Raw genomic sequence first — 15,121 nt, 5'->3', positions numbered from 1 at the left:
CATGTAGTCAACAATAAAATGTAGCGCTTTCATAAAAAAAGCTCCCTCAATGTGCTCAAAGAGGCAGCGTGTCATCATCTTTTTTTATGCTCCGTTAGTTTTTCGTAGACCCTATTCTTATAAAAGGAGGAGGCTGGTCGAGCAAACGTTTGGCGCTTGGATGTGAGTTCATCAAGGCGTTTTTGTTTTTCCTCACATACGAGAGAGAGTTTTTTTCTTTCTTCTCCATCTATACTCGTTTTCAGTAACTCTTTAACCGTCATTAGTTCTTTTTTCAAAGCTGTTTCTTCCCCGGCAAAGCCAGCATTTTTCATGATTCGATAGCCCATCCTCAGTTCTTCAGGTACATGAGCAGCATCATCCTTTGGCAGAGGTTTCCCAAAACCTGCTAGTCCTTCAAAAGCTCCATGGTCCATCGCCTTTTTGATCCGTTCTTCTGACAATCTCTGCGCAAAATCCATGACACGTCTCCTTTCAGATCGTCTGATATTTTGGTTAAGCATAGCAAAAAAGCTGACTCTCTCACAAGAGCCAGCTTTCTCGTTATTTTTTGTCGATTTTAAAAGTAGATACCATTTGTGCCAAGTCCTCTGACATGTCAGAGAGCTGTTCAATCGCACTTGAAATTTGCTGCATGCCAGCACTTTGCTGTTCTGTTGCTGCCGCTACTTCTTGAGAGCTTGCCGCATGTTCTTCTGACACGACCGAAATTTGTTCAATCGATGTAGAAATTGTTTGATAAGCGCGTTCTACCTGCTGAATAGATTGAAGCAAATTGTTCGTTCTGCTTGCAAATTGAGACACTCCATCATAAATACCAGCGAAGTTCTGCGAGGTGCCTTTCATTTGCTCACGGCCTTCTTCCACTGCTTTACTGCTTTCCTCCACGCTTTCAAGGACACGCTGACTATTTTCCTGTGTGCCAATGACTAAGTCTGAGACCGTTTTAGCTGCATCAGCTGACTGTTCAGCTAACTTACGGACTTCATCAGCCACAACAGCAAATCCTTTTCCTTCTTCTCCTACACGGGCGGCTTCAATAGAAGCATTCAGTGCAAGCAGATTCGTTTGCGCTGAAATGTCCGTAATAATGGAGATGACACTTTCAATTTCTGTTGAATGTGATTGCAATTCTTCTGCCGCCTGCTTTGAGCTTGTCATCATGTCGTGTAACATGTTGAGATGTTCAAGCACATGCTGCACCAATTTTTGACCAGATTCTGACTGCTCTTGTACTTCTGATGAAACAGATTTCATTTCATCCACTTCTTTTGTCACGCCTTCGATTTGAGTATCGATTTCCGCAACAGATGTTGTGCAGTCTGTAATGTTTGCGACTGAATCATTGATTCCTTCACTCATATTCGTCATCGCTTCTGACACTTGTTGTGCACTTTGACTAGATTCTGTTGTCACTGTGCGAAGCTGCGAAGACATTTTCGACACTTCACTTGATGAGTTTGAGATCTTTCCAATAAGCTCTTTGATCCGTCCCTGCATTTTCTGGAAGGAAGCTGCTAATTGACCGATCTCATCTTGACTTTGAACTTCTACCATGCCAGTTAAATCACCATCTGCAATTCGATCTGCTGATTCCATTAATGAACGTGCTGGTTTTGCAATTCTTCTTCCCATGAAGAATGAGAAGAGTAATCCACCGATGAGCACAATCGCAGATGCTACTGTAATATAAATTGTCAGCTTTTTCGTTGTTGCTGGAACAACAGACGCATCTAAGTCAATTCCTAAAATCCCCGTGAGTTCACCGCCTGAATCTTTAATTGGTAAAAAGACGGATTTATGAGTCCCATACGAATCAACGTAAATGTCGCTTTTGACCATTTTATCTTCAGAAAGAGCTTGTTTCATTTCATCTGAAAAGACATAATCTTGATCAAAATCATTGTCTTCCCCTGTTAGTACGATGATTCTTTCTTTGCCGCCCTTATTTGATAACACGTATAAGTTCTCAAGCGTATGATCTTTTTGTAGTTCTGTGAATTTCTTTTTGATCTCCACATAAATAGGATCATCCTTCCCGCTAATGCTAAGGACATTTCCATCCATATTATCGATTTCTTTTTTCGCTGTATCAATATCTGTTGTTAATCGATAATCAAATTGCTTTAATAATTGGGAAGATAAATCCTGGCTAACTAAATAAAATGTTAGAACGAATAATGCAACGGTTGCGAGTAATGTTACGACAACGACTGACATGATTTTGGAGGAAATCGTAAGTCCCCCAAACTTCCTTTGTTTCGCCATTTTTTTCTACATCTCCACTCTCAATTTTAATTTAAGCCTCTACACTTTCAAATTGTCCACAAACAGATGCAATCACATCTTTTAAATAAGATACGATATGAGGGATATGCTCCGGTAACGTATAAGGTGAAATCACAAAAAATTTACTCACACTTAGATAGAATTCTTGACCTTCTTTGGCATTGACTTGTAAAAACTTCGTTGTATCGCCAAAGAACATTTCGTCTCTTTTCTCTCCAAGCTTTTCAAAGAGGATTTTGTTCAAATCATTGTTGCGCTCAATTTCCATAGCAGTTGCTTCTCCAGACACTTCTTCCTTAAAACGAGGAGAGCCGTCTAGGTAAATTCTAAACAATGTAGCCATTCCGACATTGTCATCATTGACGACTTCTGCTTGTGGAATTTCCTGACGAAGTGCTTCTCTAAATGCAAGGTTCACCTCTAAAAATTGACCGAGCAAGCGCTGGTATCCTTCAATTCCAAACGTTAGCAGCACACTTAGCATGCTGATGGAGCTTCCCATTCTTGAGCATTCCAGTGTATAACCGGTATGGTATTCCCCGTATCCTCTATGTCCAACGTATGGTGTTTCTTGTTCTTCTAGGTCCAAGCGCTTTAAGTCAGCAGCGTTTTTCACCAAGAATAAACTAGATGTGTACGGTGTTTGTCCGAGCTTTTGAAAGTCAAAGCACATCGTGTCAGCAAGAGAAAGATGCTGGAATTTCGCTTTGATTTCTTTTAGCATACGAAGAACACCGTCTGAGAATTGCAGCGGGTTTTCAGATACATCATACTCATTAAAGAAAGCAAAGAATCCACCAAGCGCCGAATCCGCATGAATATGCGGCACCTTGAGACCATACTCCTCAGCAATGGCTTCTGCCGTTTCACGTACCCCTTTTACATCATCAATTGCAATGGCATCTGTTGTTCCGGTTGTTGCCACAATATAAACGGGAATTCCGCCATTTTGGGCAACACGTTCCATTTGACAACGCAAATCTTCCATATCCATCGAATGATCTTTATTCGTCTTAATTCTGATTAAGTTGTCTGTGCCAAGCCCTGTTGCTTCCATTGACTTAAATAAGCTGTAATGTGCTGCATCAGAACAAAACGCATAAAGATTTTGCGGGACACCTTTTCGTAATGACTCCGGTGCAACTTTCGCAATTGCTAAACGAAGCCCCGAGAAAATAGCCCCTTGACCTCCCCATGTTGTGTAGCCCCCGCTCACATTTGGATCATATCCGATGAGCTTAGACATCATTGAGACCACTCTGACCTCAGCTTCTGCGCCTGCTGGTCCATACACATCCCATAGGTTGTTTCCGTTAACCAGCATAGCCGTCAGCATGCCTAGAATTCCTGGTGTACTTGCCATTGGCAAAATGTTCGTGAAGAAATACTTCGTGTGGTATGGATGATTATGTAAAAGCTTCAGTAATTCTTCATTCACAAGTTCCGCTTGTTGTCCGTTCATCGGAATTTGACTTGTTTCAGTGAGCTTTTTGTAAAAGTCCTCCTCACGATTCTTTTCACCTTTTAGGTGAGCACGGTTCGGATCCTTCAGGTCATCGACCCCTGAAATGATCTGTTCCATTAATTTAATGAGTTCTTTCCGCTCTTCTGCATTTCCGTCCTCACTCGGAAACCAGTTCTGAACGAGGTTCTGTGCTCGTACAGTCATATACTATCAATCCTTTCAATGGAAGATTTCCTGTCACTGTCTATATCGACCCCGTTTCAAAAGTTTATAGTGTCGAACTGTTCGCTTAAGTATATTTAGATAATTTGTTCGCTCGTCAAAACGAATAAAACCCTTACAATACACATCAAAACCATTATGTTTGTGAAACAATAAAATATATTAATATACTTCCATGAAGGAATTATTATCCAGACAATTCAGCTGCTTATTCATTCATTTTTTTTACTTAACCTGCATAAACATTAATAAACACTGGAAATCCGCCTAAATGCACCATTGTAGAAATCAAATTAATTCTTTAGACTTGTGTCTTTTTACCTGTTTTATTGATATAGCAACAGGAAAAATACAGAATTTTCTGTAATTATTAGGATAGATTTCACAAAAAGTTTTTCGGAAATCGAATGTTTTCGATGTCTTCCCAACTCTAGCTCGGACAGGCTGCCTTAGGTGCTCACCGGTTATGACTTTTCTATTTGTGCATTTCATGGTATATTCTAATGGTTCGTTTTCTTTCGTTCCGCCTCTTCCGTTTAACGGAGAAAAGGAGTGTTTAAATGAAAACATTTATTCAAAAAAGAGGCCTCGGCTTCTTTGTAATTGCAGCCATCTTGTTATGGCTCAAGACGTATACAGCTTATTTAATCGAATTTAAACTTGGTATATCAAATGTGCTTCAGCATATTTTGCTTTTTGTGAATCCTATTAGCTCCAGCTTGTTCTTTCTTGGCTTTGCTTTATTGTTCAAGAAAAAATGGCAGCCTGCCGCTATCATTGTGATTCACTTTTTCATGTCTTTTTTACTTTACGCAAACATCGTGTACTATCGATTCTTCAATGACTTTATCACGCTGCCTACAGTGATGCAGGCAGGAACGAATGGCGGACAATTAGGTGATAGTGCATTTTCACTCATGCGTTGGACTGATATGTTTTACTTTCTCGATACCATCATCTTGATCGTACTCGCAGTCCGCATGAAAAGACAGCAGCAAACAAGTACGACTGTACCTGTTCAAAAAACAAAATCGTTTAGACTCGTTCTTGTGTCCTCTGTTCTGATCTTTGTTGTCAACTTAATCGCAGCAGAAATTGATCGCCCAGAGCTTTTATCAAGATCGTTCGACCGCAATTATTTAGTCAAATACTTGGGTGCTTATAATTTTACGGTGTTTGATGCCATTCAAAATGTGAAATCAAACAGCCAGCGTGCCCTGGCAAATTCAAGTGACGTAACAGATGTAGAGAATTATCTAAAGGCGAACAGCGCTGATCCTAACCCAGCTTATTACGGGAAAGCGAAAGGCATGAACGTCATTACGATTTCTCTTGAATCACTGCAAAACTTTGTCATTGATTACAAGGTGAATGGAAAAGAGGTCACTCCTTTCCTAAATTCATTAGCCCATAACAACAAAACGTTTTATTTTGACAATTTCTTCCATCAAACAGGGCAAGGAAAGACATCTGATGCGGAATTTATGATGGATACGGGGCTTTTCCCATTATCACAAGGCTCTGTGTTTATTAACAAAGCTCAAAACACATATCAGGCGCTTCCTGGCATTTTGAAAAAGGACCAATACACGTCCGCAGAATTCCACGGGAATACGAAAACGTTCTGGAACCGAAATGAAATGTTTAAGTCCTTTGGATATGACAGATTTTACGATTCTGAATACTACGATATGAATGAACAAGATACGAAGAACTATGGATTGAAAGACAAACCGTTCTTCAAAGAATCCATGCCAATGCTTGAAAATCTGAAACAGCCGTTTTATTCAAAATTCATTACGCTGTCAAACCACTTCCCATTTGGTATGGATGAAGGTGATACTGATTTTGAACCTGGCGACTTCGGAGACTCCGTCGTTGATAACTACTTCCAATCTGCTCATTATTTAGATGAAGCCATTGAACAGTTCTTTAATGACTTGAAGAAATCTGGTCTCTATGACAATACCGTCGTCATTATGTACGGTGACCACTACGGCATTTCAGAAAACCATAATGAAGCGATGGAAAAAGTGACTGGCGAAAAAATTGGAGATTATGAAAATGCCCAGCTTATGCGTGTGCCGCTCTTTATCCATGTGCCAGGCGTAAAAGGCGGACAGATTCATAAATACTCTGGTGAAGTCGATGTTGCGCCTACCCTTCTCCACCTGCTCGGAGATGATACGAAGAACTATTTAATGTCTGGTTCTGATATCTTATCGAAGAACTTTAAAGAGCTTGTGCCATTTAGAAATGGAGACTTCGTGTCTAAGGACTACACGAAAGTAGGCAACAATTATTACAGCAACAAAACAGGTGAAAAAATCGAGCCGACTGAAAAGGCATCACAAGAAAACGAAACGGTGAAAAAGATGCTAGAGACATCTGATAAGATTGTCACGGAAGATTTACTCCGTTTCTACAAACCTAAAGGCTTTACACCAATTGAGCGAAATGATTATGACTACACAAAGAAAGTACAGGATGAAAAAGATTCCTCTTCCGCCAAAGATGAATCCAGCTCGTCTTCCAAATAACTTTCTCATTTAAGGCCCCAGCCGATCCAAGATCAGCTGGGGCTTTTTACGTTTGATCCGCATGACACCGGGTATAGTTGAAGAAGGAGGGATTGATTAATCATGAAAAAAACAGCAGCTTTTGTCGTGACCGCTTCACTCGCTTCTTCCACCTTATTTGCTTTCAGCCCATCGATTTCAGCGCACACCATGACCCAAACGCAGGCAGAACAGTCCATTCCTCAAGGGCCGAATGCAGCGCTAAACAGCATCTATCAGCTGGCGCATAAAGGACAAATGCCATACTATGCAGAAGGACTCAAAATAGGGGTTCAAACAAAAAAAGACGTTCGGCATAAACTAGGACAGCCTTATCCAGAAACGGGTCAAAGCGGCTTTGATTTGTATCATGCCGAAATGGGCAACCCTGGATTTGCTTTTCACTATGACAAAAAAGGCAAGATTAACGAAATCCGTTATTTTGGAACAAATGTAGAAAAAGAAACGAATATCGGAGGAATGACTCCTTCCCTATTAAAGAAACAGCTTGGACCAGCAGATTCAGTCAGCACCATCCCGCAAACAAAAGAGAAAAAATACGTTTATCAGACCGGTGATTATGAGCTCGAATTTGTCGTCGGACATGATCCAGATATCAGTCAGCACGAGCTGACTGTGGTGCATATTAACCTCATCAAAGCCGGTTCCTAAATAAAAAGCATCCTGAGTTTTCGCTCAGGATGCTTTTCTTTATTATGATGCCACTTCTAAATGCGGCTTTCTTTTCAGTTTTCGCTTAAGGACTGGACCTGCTACATAATCAAGGCCAAGTTTTCCGGCATTTCCTTTCGCTGCCATAATGAAGACGGCGATTAGAAGAAGAAGCGGGTTAACAGAAACGGTTCCAGCTAGTAAGAAAGAGACATTCATCACGCTTCCAAAAAAGGCTGCTGTTGTTGTGAACAATCCAACAATTAGTCCTAGACCAACTAAGATTTCTCCCCACATGACCATGGCACTGAAGAGTCCGGCATTTGGCAACGCGACATTTTCTAAAAACCAGACATAGAACGGATAAACAAGATGTCCATCTTTCACAACAGGTTCAGCTATGGCAAATTGCAAATATCCTGATGCATCGAATCCGCCTGTTAGTTTTCCAATACCAGATGTCAGCCAAGTCCATCCGATATAAAGTCTTGCTGCCAAAAGGATAACCGCTGCCCATACATTCGTTTGTAAGAATTTTGTAAACATGATGATGCCTCCTTTTAAATTATGTGAAATATTTCACATTTTCTTTATGATCTTATTATACTACTTAATATACATTTGTGATCCTTTTCACATATATATTCACAAATTGTTCATGAATATCTAGTCGAGGTAAACTTTCCCCTTGCTATTGCCGTCTAAGTTATTTCAGACAGTAAAAAGGGGTTACATTTTGTATGAAAACATTATTTCATTTTGCTTATTTACAGGCCATCTCTTGTCTATTTCCTGTCATGATCTTTACGGCGCTTGCCCTATCAAAGGTCGTGTCTATTCCTTTTCTTCATCGATATGATGTTATTCTTCTGCTTTGCCTCATGGCACAGCTTCTCATGCTGATGCTACGGCTTGAGACGCTGACAGAGTTGAAGGTTATTTGTCTCTTTCATGTGATTGGAATAGGCTTAGAAATCTACAAAGTACATATGGGTTCATGGTCCTATCCTGAAGAAGCTTATACGAAAATTTTGGGGGTTCCGCTCTATAGCGGTTTTATGTATGCGAGCGTGGCAAGCTATATTTATCAGGCACTGACTCGGCTTCACGTGAAGGTGAAAGCATGGCCTCAGCCGTACCTTTCGATTGGGATCAGTTTATGTATTTACCTTAATTTCTTTACTCATCACTGGATCTATGATTTACGCTGGTGGCTGACATTACTCCTAGTGGTTGTGTTTCGAAAAACAAAAGTGTCCTTTCAGGTCGGTTCATCGACCTTTCGTATGCCGCTTGTTATCTCGTTTTTGCTGATTGGCTTTTTTATTTGGGTGGCCGAAAATGTCACGACCTTTTTAGGAGCATGGCAATATCCAAATCAGCAGCATGCTTGGTCTCTCGTCCATCTTGGTAAAATCAGTTCATGGTTTTTACTTGTTGTCATCAGCATTGTACTGGTGATCGAACAGCGAAAACAAAAAAACGTTCAGCCCATTTGATCTGGCTGAACGCTTTTTTTAGTCCCGAGCGACTTCCTTGCGAAGATCATCGGCGACAAATTCGACATTTGTTCCAATGATGATTTGTACGGAAGTTTTTCCTGACGTCAGTACCCCTTTGGCACCTGCTTTTTTCAATGTACCTTCATTTAATAAATTGGTATCTTCTACTGTTAAACGAAGACGGGTCGCACAATGGTCAATTGTGGTGATATTGTCTTTGCCGCCTAGTCCCTCTACGAGCATACTTGCTCCGGCAGTATGTGTATCATCCCCTGGGATATCTTCGATGTCATCATCTTCCCTGCCCGGTGTTTTTAGCTTTAACAATTTAATCAGGAAATAGAAAACAACAAAGTAAATCACGCCATAGATGACCCCAACCACAAGTAACAGAATTGGTTTTTGCGCAATTCCAAAACTTAAAACGTAATCAATCGCACCGGCTGAAAAAGCGAAACCGCTATGAATGCCTAAGGTGTTGACAATAAAGAGCGAAAGACCAGTTAATATCGCATGAACACCATATAAAAGTGGAGATAAAAACATAAATGAGAATTCAATTGGTTCTGTGATTCCTGTAATAAATGACGTCAGTGCCATTCCAATCATAAGACCGGCTGTTGCTTTTCGTTTTTCAGGCTTTGCGGTCACAACCATCGCGAGACATGCCGCCGGCAGCCCGAACATCATCACTGGGAAGAAACCAGTCATAAAGACACCTGCACTTGGATCGCCTTTGAAGAACCGCGCTAAATCACCTGTCGCTCCGCTGAATTCACCGAATTGAAACCAAAATAGATTATTCAGCACATGGTGAAGTCCTAATGGAATGAGCAAGCGGTTAAAGAAGCCAAACAGCCCGGCACCCGTTGCTCCAAGACTTAAAATCCACTCCCCTAAATCATTGATCACACTTTGAATTGGAGGCCATACATATCCAAAAACGGCTGCTAATAGAATGGTAAAAAGTGCTGTCATAATTGGCACAAGCCGTCTTCCACTAAAGAAACCTAAGTATTCCGGCAGTTTCGTGTCCTTAAATTTATTGTAAACGTAACCTGCCAAAAGTCCGCACAAAATACCACCCAATACCCCCATATTGTTGGTCGAATTGATCGACGTGGTACCAGCTGACAAAATAAAATAAGAGATCGCTCCAGATAACGCCGCTGCTCCGTTACCATCCTTTGAAATACCAATCGCTACACCCATAGCAAAAATTAAAGCCAAATTCGCAAAAATTGCATTTCCTGCCGCATGAATAAACGGGATGTTGAATACATCTTCTCGCCCAATAGCCAAAATGATACCCGCTGCAGGAAGCACAGCGATTGGAAGCATAAATGATTTTCCTAACTTTTGAAAAAACTGAAACACCATCTTATTTCTCCCCCCTTCGTCATCATCATGAACAAATCTCTCATGATGTTCATAAAAAATATATCATATGCACATCTAGTTATCTATACCAATTTGTCCACATCTCACCCAAATCTCAGCCTTTACTCTTTTGGCGTAAAATGTGGTAAGCTATTGAATAGAATGAAGTTATAGAAAGCGGGAATGAACAGTGATTGTCAAACATGATCATGAGTTAGAAGCCTTAAAAAAAGTCGGCCGAATTGTCGCTTTGGCAAGAGAAGAAATGAAAAGCCAAGCGAAACCAGGCATGTCTACAAAAGAATTAGATTTGATTGGGAAAAAAATATTAGAAGAGCATGGAGCCAATTCAGCTCCTGAAAAAGAATATGATTTCCCCGGTACGACTTGCATCAGTGTCAATGATGAAGTCGCACATGGCATTCCAAGTGAAAAAACCATTTTACAAGAGGGCGACCTCATTAATATTGATATCTCAGCAGAGCTTGATGGATATTATTCCGATACTGGGATTTCATTCGTTTTAGGTACAGGAGATGCTCGTCTTGAAGCATTATGCCAGTGTGCAGAGGATGCATTCCTTGAAGGATTAAAGCACGCGAAAGCCGGAAAAAGACAAAATCAAATTGGCCGTGCAGTCTACAATACGGCGAAAGAACAAGGATTTACCGTCATTAAAAACCTGACAGGACACGGCATTGGGAAAAGCCTGCATGAAGCACCTAACCATATTTTGAACTATTATGATCCATTCGATAATGCTTTGTTTAAGAATGGGACAGTGATCGCCTTTGAACCTTTCATTTCAACAAATGCTGAATCGATTTATCAAGCAGATGACGGCTGGACATTTAAAACACCTGATAAGAGCCTGGTCGCACAGATTGAACATACGATTGTGATCACAAAAGACGAACCGATTATTTTAACAAAGCTGTAAGTAAGCGGGTCCCCTCCTTCACTGGAGGGGGTTTCAGCGTGTAGACAAACCCTCGCATTCGGTGTCAGTCCTGCGCGCCAGTACTCGTCCTTCCTAGACTTCAAAGGTTTTCTATCACGCTGAAGAGAAGACAAAGGGCTAAAATCAAGTTCATTTTAGCCCTTTCTCAACAATCTGCAATCCCTTTCACGAATCTGTCACGACTAAACAAAAATGCCTGTGGTAAAATAGGCAAAGATATGCGAAAGGGGTCTTATTTGATATGTGGTTCATCATCATCGGTGTTATCTTCTTTATTGAAAGTATTATTTTAACGGTTGTAGGTATTAAGAAAAAACAATCCATGATGACCTACCTCGGTATTGTCATCATGATTATGACAGTGGGCATGATCATCGTTACCCTCAACCCGCCAAATTCATAAATAATTATTTCCAGCATATACATGGATCATAGGCAGATAGAATCAGTTTTCATTTCTAAACACCTGCACACTTTTCACGTCCTTTTTTGAGATGTTACAATGCAGGCAGTTTCCATTGAAAGGAGTTTTCTATCATGCATTATGGTAGCAAAGGCTGGTATGTCGAAGAATTAAAGAAGCTTGGTGTGACCAAGCATGAAGGAAGAAAGCTTCAAAGCTTTAAAACTTATTTCCTTGCAAATCTTCTTGAGCAAAAGAAAACGAGCTCTTAAATGTTGAAAAGCCGTACATCCATAGCAGATGTACGGCTTTTTTATATGGGCTGAACACGTTTTTCTAAAGATTTTCTGACCACATCTGCTAAGGCATCTACTTCAAGAACTGCTTTCAGCCTGTTTTGATCTACTTGACGGTATTTGACTTCATTGACTTCGTGGACTGTGATGGGATGGGGCGCTTTTTCGACTAACACAAGAGCTTCATCAGGAGAGACCATTCCTTCTTTCAGCACACGCAAATAAAAACCGGTATATCCCGTTTGCTGCACTTCCTTTACAAGCTTCATGTTTCCATGCTTAAGAGAGAGCTTCACACATGGCTGTCTTGGCTGGCTGACCTCAACTAGCGCATCCCCAAGCTGAAATACATCTCCAATACGAACTTCTGTCTCTACAAGCTGATGCACGGTCACGTTTTCACCGAAGGCTGCCTCCTGTAACGGCACCCCTAAAAATTGCTCAAAATAAGTATAGTGATCATATGGAAAGACGCAAACGGCTTTATCATCACCTCCGTGATGGACCAAATCACCTTGTCCATCTCCATCAAAATTGAGCTTACTCAAATAAACAGGCTCGTGAATACGCTTTTTGTTGATGGCTGTTTTGATTTCTTTTCCATTCACATAGGTGGTGATAGGTTGTCCTACTTGAATTCCTTCGATGTCGTACCTTGTCTGCCCCACTCTCGCCATCTCCTTTGATTGTCTGATTGCTTTTATTTTACATGGTTTGACAGTCAAATCATAGTCGGTACGTGAAGGAACGAGACAGGTTATGGTACGATGAGAAAAAAGGAGAGATGACATTGGTTCATTATCACGCTATTGTAAAAGGACGAGTTCAAGGAGTCGGTTTTCGTTATTTTGTTCAAGGAGAAGCCGTCAATCGAGGGATAAAAGGCTGGGTACGCAACACAGATGAGGGTCACGTGGAGTTAAAAGTAGAAGGAGAGCAGCAGGAGGTGTTTGACTTTTTAGAGACCGTCCGTAAAGGTAGTCCTTTTTCAAAAGTCACACATTTGGACATGGAGCCGCTCACCAAGTTCGCCCATTATCAAGACTTTCGGATTAAAGGATAGTTGATGTGTATCCTTTATTTCACAACAGTAAATGGGTTTGCAACATAATAACCAATCAAGGTTGTACGTGAAGCATCTTTGTAGAGACTCACATGAACATCATAGTTGACTGATCCACTGTTAGGAAGTAATAAACGAGTAGGTGCTGCGAAAGCGTTTTGTCCAGAGATAGACCCTTCGTGTGTAAAGACTGGTGTCACTGGGAAAGTAAGTTTTCGAATAGCAGCTGTATAATAAAGTGTTTCATTTGTTATTGCTGTCATGTTGACGTTGACCTGAGGATGAAGCGAAGTATAAGTTGAACGATCGGTTGTCACCTTTAAATCGATGTCATTCTGAACCATTGCTCCAGTCGTTGCTTTAGCTCTTTCATCACCTAGTGGTAGAAATCCGTTGAAACTGAATACAGCCAAAAATATGAGCAACGTCATTTTTTTCATCTCTATTCCCCCTTTTTGATTTCACCGCCATTAAACCATCATTTTCCAAATCAAACAACATTCCAAAGACTCATTTCATACAAAAAAACCTAGCTTTTCGCTAGGCTCTTTCCGTCCCGTGGTAGGGTTTTTCCTGATAAAAATAATTCGGTTTCACGATCGTATTGTCATAGTGACGATGGAAGATATGCGTAGCAGCTGGTGATACTGGCGGAATCAGCCATGTCCAATCACCAGTCAGCTTACGATCAGCTTTTTCTTCCTGTTTTTCAAACTGCTTGAACTGATGGGCTGCTGTATGATGATCCACAATGGTCACCCCTGCTTCCCTGTAAGAATGGAGAACCGCGACATTCAATTCGACAATGGCTTTGTCTTTCCAAAGTGACGAATTTTTTGTTGTATCGAGCCCTAAAATAGAAGCGACTTTTTTCAACATATTGTAGCGGTTTTCGTCAGCTAGATTACGTGCGCCAATTTCTGTTCCCATATACCATCCATTAAACGGTGCCGCATTGTAATGAATGCCGCCAATTTCTAATTTCATATCAGCAATAATCGGAACAGCATACCATTTCAGTCCTAAATCACCGAACCCATCATATTCAGGATGAGTGATCTCTACCTCTTGAACGATTTCTTTCGGAAGATCATACAAAACCGGCGGCTGATCTTTTAGCTGAAACATAAGTGGCAGAAGGTCAAAATGCGTGCCTTCGCCTTTCCAGCCATGCGCTTCACACAACTTGGTTAATTCAAGTGATGCCTCGTCCCCAATGATGCCATATTCCGACTCATATCCCGCATAACGAACGAGCTGATGATTATAAATAACGACTTCCTTCCGTCCCTTGTTCTCTGGTGGGAAGATGGTAATGGACGGTTTGATTTTACCCCCATTTGTCGCATACTCAATATGATGAAAGAGTGCCTCTTTCACCTCATCTTCTGTTGTCACGTGCCGGCAGTCATGCACATGCAGTGTTGACCAAAACAAGCGCCCAATGCACCGGTTGCTGTTGCGCCATGCCATTTTTGCCCCGTGAGCTAATTCTTCCTGCGTATGAGTATACATGCCGTCAGACTCAATTTCTTGTTTTATTTCATGCAGACGTGCTGCTTTTTCTTCATTTGACTTGCCTAATTCTTCATAGCATACAGAAATAAAAGCTTCTGCTTCATTCCACAACGCTTCTTGGTTACTCAAACATACTCGCCTCACTTTAATACGAATATATCCATTGTAGCGGTTTCTATTGATAAATTCACTTGTTTCAAACCATTTTTTATCATATCGTGCGACGATTGTCCTTAGACAATGGATGAATCAATGACTTCAAGGGTCTTTTGGAGCCAGCGAACATACCCTTTTTCCCTTTCAATTGCTCTTGTCAGCACTAAATAATGCCCGAATTGTGTTGAATGCAGTGATTGGGCAGATGGATCTTCTTCTGTTAAAACGTTCAGTTTCTGTTCAAGCACCTCTACTTTCTTTGTTCGCTCCAGCAGCTGATGTGAGAAGAGACCGGCCGCTTCTTTTTGATCCATAGACGAGATAAAGAACGTTTTTAACATAAATTCATCTTTTGTTGTGTCTGGAATCGGGCCTTTTTCCCTTAACCATTCATGCAGTTCTCTTTTTCCTGCATCAGTGATTTGATAAACCTTCTTCTCTAGCTTCTTTCCTTGTATGTGAATATCAAATTCAATAAAACCCTCTTCTGTTAGCCGCTTTAATTCAGGGTATATTTGACTATGCTTCGCACTCCAAAACTGTCCAAGGGAATCTTCAAAGTGTTTCTTCATATCGTATCCCGTCAGCTCACGCTGATCTAGTAAGCCAAGAATGGCATATTTCAGTACTCTCATG

General features: G+C 40.9%; 16 protein-coding genes. 7 read left to right on the top strand and 9 right to left on the bottom strand.

Translation table 11 applies throughout. The features are described 5' to 3' along the window. Positions 1–74: 74 nt before the first annotated feature. From V7L95_RS10760 to V7L95_RS10750, 3 genes are all read right to left on the bottom strand, one after another. Positions 75–461 (bottom strand): DUF1992 domain-containing protein, encoded by a 387-nt coding sequence (locus tag V7L95_RS10760; protein ID WP_008341761.1) that lies wholly within the window; start codon positions 459–461, stop codon positions 75–77. Positions 462–543: 82 nt separating this feature from the next. After that, entirely contained in the window at positions 544–2,268 is a 1,725-nt protein-coding gene (locus tag V7L95_RS10755; protein ID WP_340966282.1) for a methyl-accepting chemotaxis protein, read from the bottom strand. Positions 2,269–2,299: 31 nt separating this feature from the next. After that, the gene (locus V7L95_RS10750) at positions 2,300–3,958 is read right to left on the bottom strand and encodes a pyridoxal-dependent decarboxylase (protein WP_056408471.1); all 1,659 of its coding nucleotides are present in this window, start codon (positions 3,956–3,958) and stop codon (positions 2,300–2,302) included. A gap of 578 nt (positions 3,959–4,536) precedes the next feature. Here V7L95_RS10750 and V7L95_RS10745 point away from each other — a divergent pair. Continuing rightward, entirely contained in the window at positions 4,537–6,516 is a 1,980-nt protein-coding gene (locus tag V7L95_RS10745; RefSeq protein WP_340966278.1) for an LTA synthase family protein, read from the top strand. Positions 6,517–6,618: 102 nt separating this feature from the next. After that, a complete protein-coding gene (locus tag V7L95_RS10740) occupies positions 6,619–7,206 on the top strand; it encodes a YjgB family protein (protein WP_340966276.1) in 588 nt (195 codons plus the stop codon). 42 nt (positions 7,207–7,248) lie between these two features. Here the strand turns inward: V7L95_RS10740 and V7L95_RS10735 are convergent, their stop codons facing one another. Next, entirely contained in the window at positions 7,249–7,752 is a 504-nt protein-coding gene (locus V7L95_RS10735) for a DoxX family protein (RefSeq protein WP_007496570.1), read from the bottom strand. Positions 7,753–7,946: 194 nt separating this feature from the next. On the opposite strand from V7L95_RS10735, the gene V7L95_RS10730 reads away from it, so the two are divergent. Then, positions 7,947–8,705 (top strand): DUF817 domain-containing protein, encoded by a 759-nt coding sequence (locus V7L95_RS10730; RefSeq protein WP_057078333.1) that lies wholly within the window; start codon positions 7,947–7,949, stop codon positions 8,703–8,705. Between the two features lie 18 nt (positions 8,706–8,723). On the opposite strand, the gene nagE is transcribed toward V7L95_RS10730, so the two are convergent. Next, entirely contained in the window at positions 8,724–10,088 is a 1,365-nt protein-coding gene (gene nagE / locus V7L95_RS10725) for an N-acetylglucosamine-specific PTS transporter subunit IIBC (protein ID WP_065459989.1), read from the bottom strand. 190 nt (positions 10,089–10,278) lie between these two features. Between nagE and map the strand changes: the two genes are divergently transcribed. From map to V7L95_RS10710, 3 genes are all read left to right on the top strand, one after another. Beyond that, positions 10,279–11,028, top strand: coding sequence for a type I methionyl aminopeptidase (map, locus tag V7L95_RS10720; protein ID WP_008341769.1), 750 nt, complete (start codon positions 10,279–10,281; stop codon positions 11,026–11,028). Between the two features lie 262 nt (positions 11,029–11,290). Next, positions 11,291–11,452, top strand: coding sequence for a hypothetical protein (locus tag V7L95_RS10715; RefSeq protein ID WP_008341770.1), 162 nt, complete (start codon positions 11,291–11,293; stop codon positions 11,450–11,452). Positions 11,453–11,586: 134 nt separating this feature from the next. Then, positions 11,587–11,724 carry a YflJ family protein gene (locus V7L95_RS10710; RefSeq protein ID WP_008341771.1) on the top strand — a complete coding sequence of 46 codons (138 nt, stop codon included), beginning with the start codon at positions 11,587–11,589 and terminating at the stop codon, positions 11,722–11,724. Positions 11,725–11,765: 41 nt separating this feature from the next. Here V7L95_RS10710 and V7L95_RS10705 read toward each other — a convergent pair whose 3' ends face one another. After that, positions 11,766–12,416, bottom strand: a complete 651-nt coding sequence (locus tag V7L95_RS10705; protein ID WP_046342941.1) for an MOSC domain-containing protein — start codon at positions 12,414–12,416, stop codon at positions 11,766–11,768. 122 nt (positions 12,417–12,538) lie between these two features. Between V7L95_RS10705 and V7L95_RS10700 the strand changes: the two genes are divergently transcribed. Continuing rightward, positions 12,539–12,811: an acylphosphatase gene (locus V7L95_RS10700; protein WP_035391366.1), complete on the top strand. Its 273-nt coding sequence runs from the start codon at positions 12,539–12,541 to the stop codon at positions 12,809–12,811. A 14-nt stretch (positions 12,812–12,825) separates the two neighbouring features. Here V7L95_RS10700 and V7L95_RS10695 read toward each other — a convergent pair whose 3' ends face one another. The 3 genes from V7L95_RS10695 to V7L95_RS10685 all read right to left on the bottom strand — a co-directional run bounded on the left by V7L95_RS10695 (position 12,826) and on the right by V7L95_RS10685 (position 15,120). Further along, on the bottom strand, positions 12,826–13,251 hold the full coding sequence (locus tag V7L95_RS10695) for a hypothetical protein (RefSeq protein ID WP_025206917.1): 426 nt from the start codon (positions 13,249–13,251) through the stop codon (positions 12,826–12,828). A 100-nt stretch (positions 13,252–13,351) separates the two neighbouring features. Then, on the bottom strand, positions 13,352–14,458 hold the full coding sequence (locus tag V7L95_RS10690) for a nitric oxide synthase oxygenase (RefSeq protein ID WP_007496564.1): 1,107 nt from the start codon (positions 14,456–14,458) through the stop codon (positions 13,352–13,354). 104 nt (positions 14,459–14,562) lie between these two features. Next, entirely contained in the window at positions 14,563–15,120 is a 558-nt protein-coding gene (locus V7L95_RS10685) for a PadR family transcriptional regulator (RefSeq protein WP_008341776.1), read from the bottom strand. Position 15,121: the final 1 nt, after the last annotated feature.

The organism is Bacillus sp. PPSBB_11, from assembly GCF_038023285.1.
In the GTDB taxonomy this organism is placed as follows: Bacteria; Bacillota; Bacilli; order Bacillales; family Bacillaceae; genus Bacillus; species Bacillus altitudinis.
This window is presented reverse-complemented; position numbering and strand designations above follow the sequence as displayed.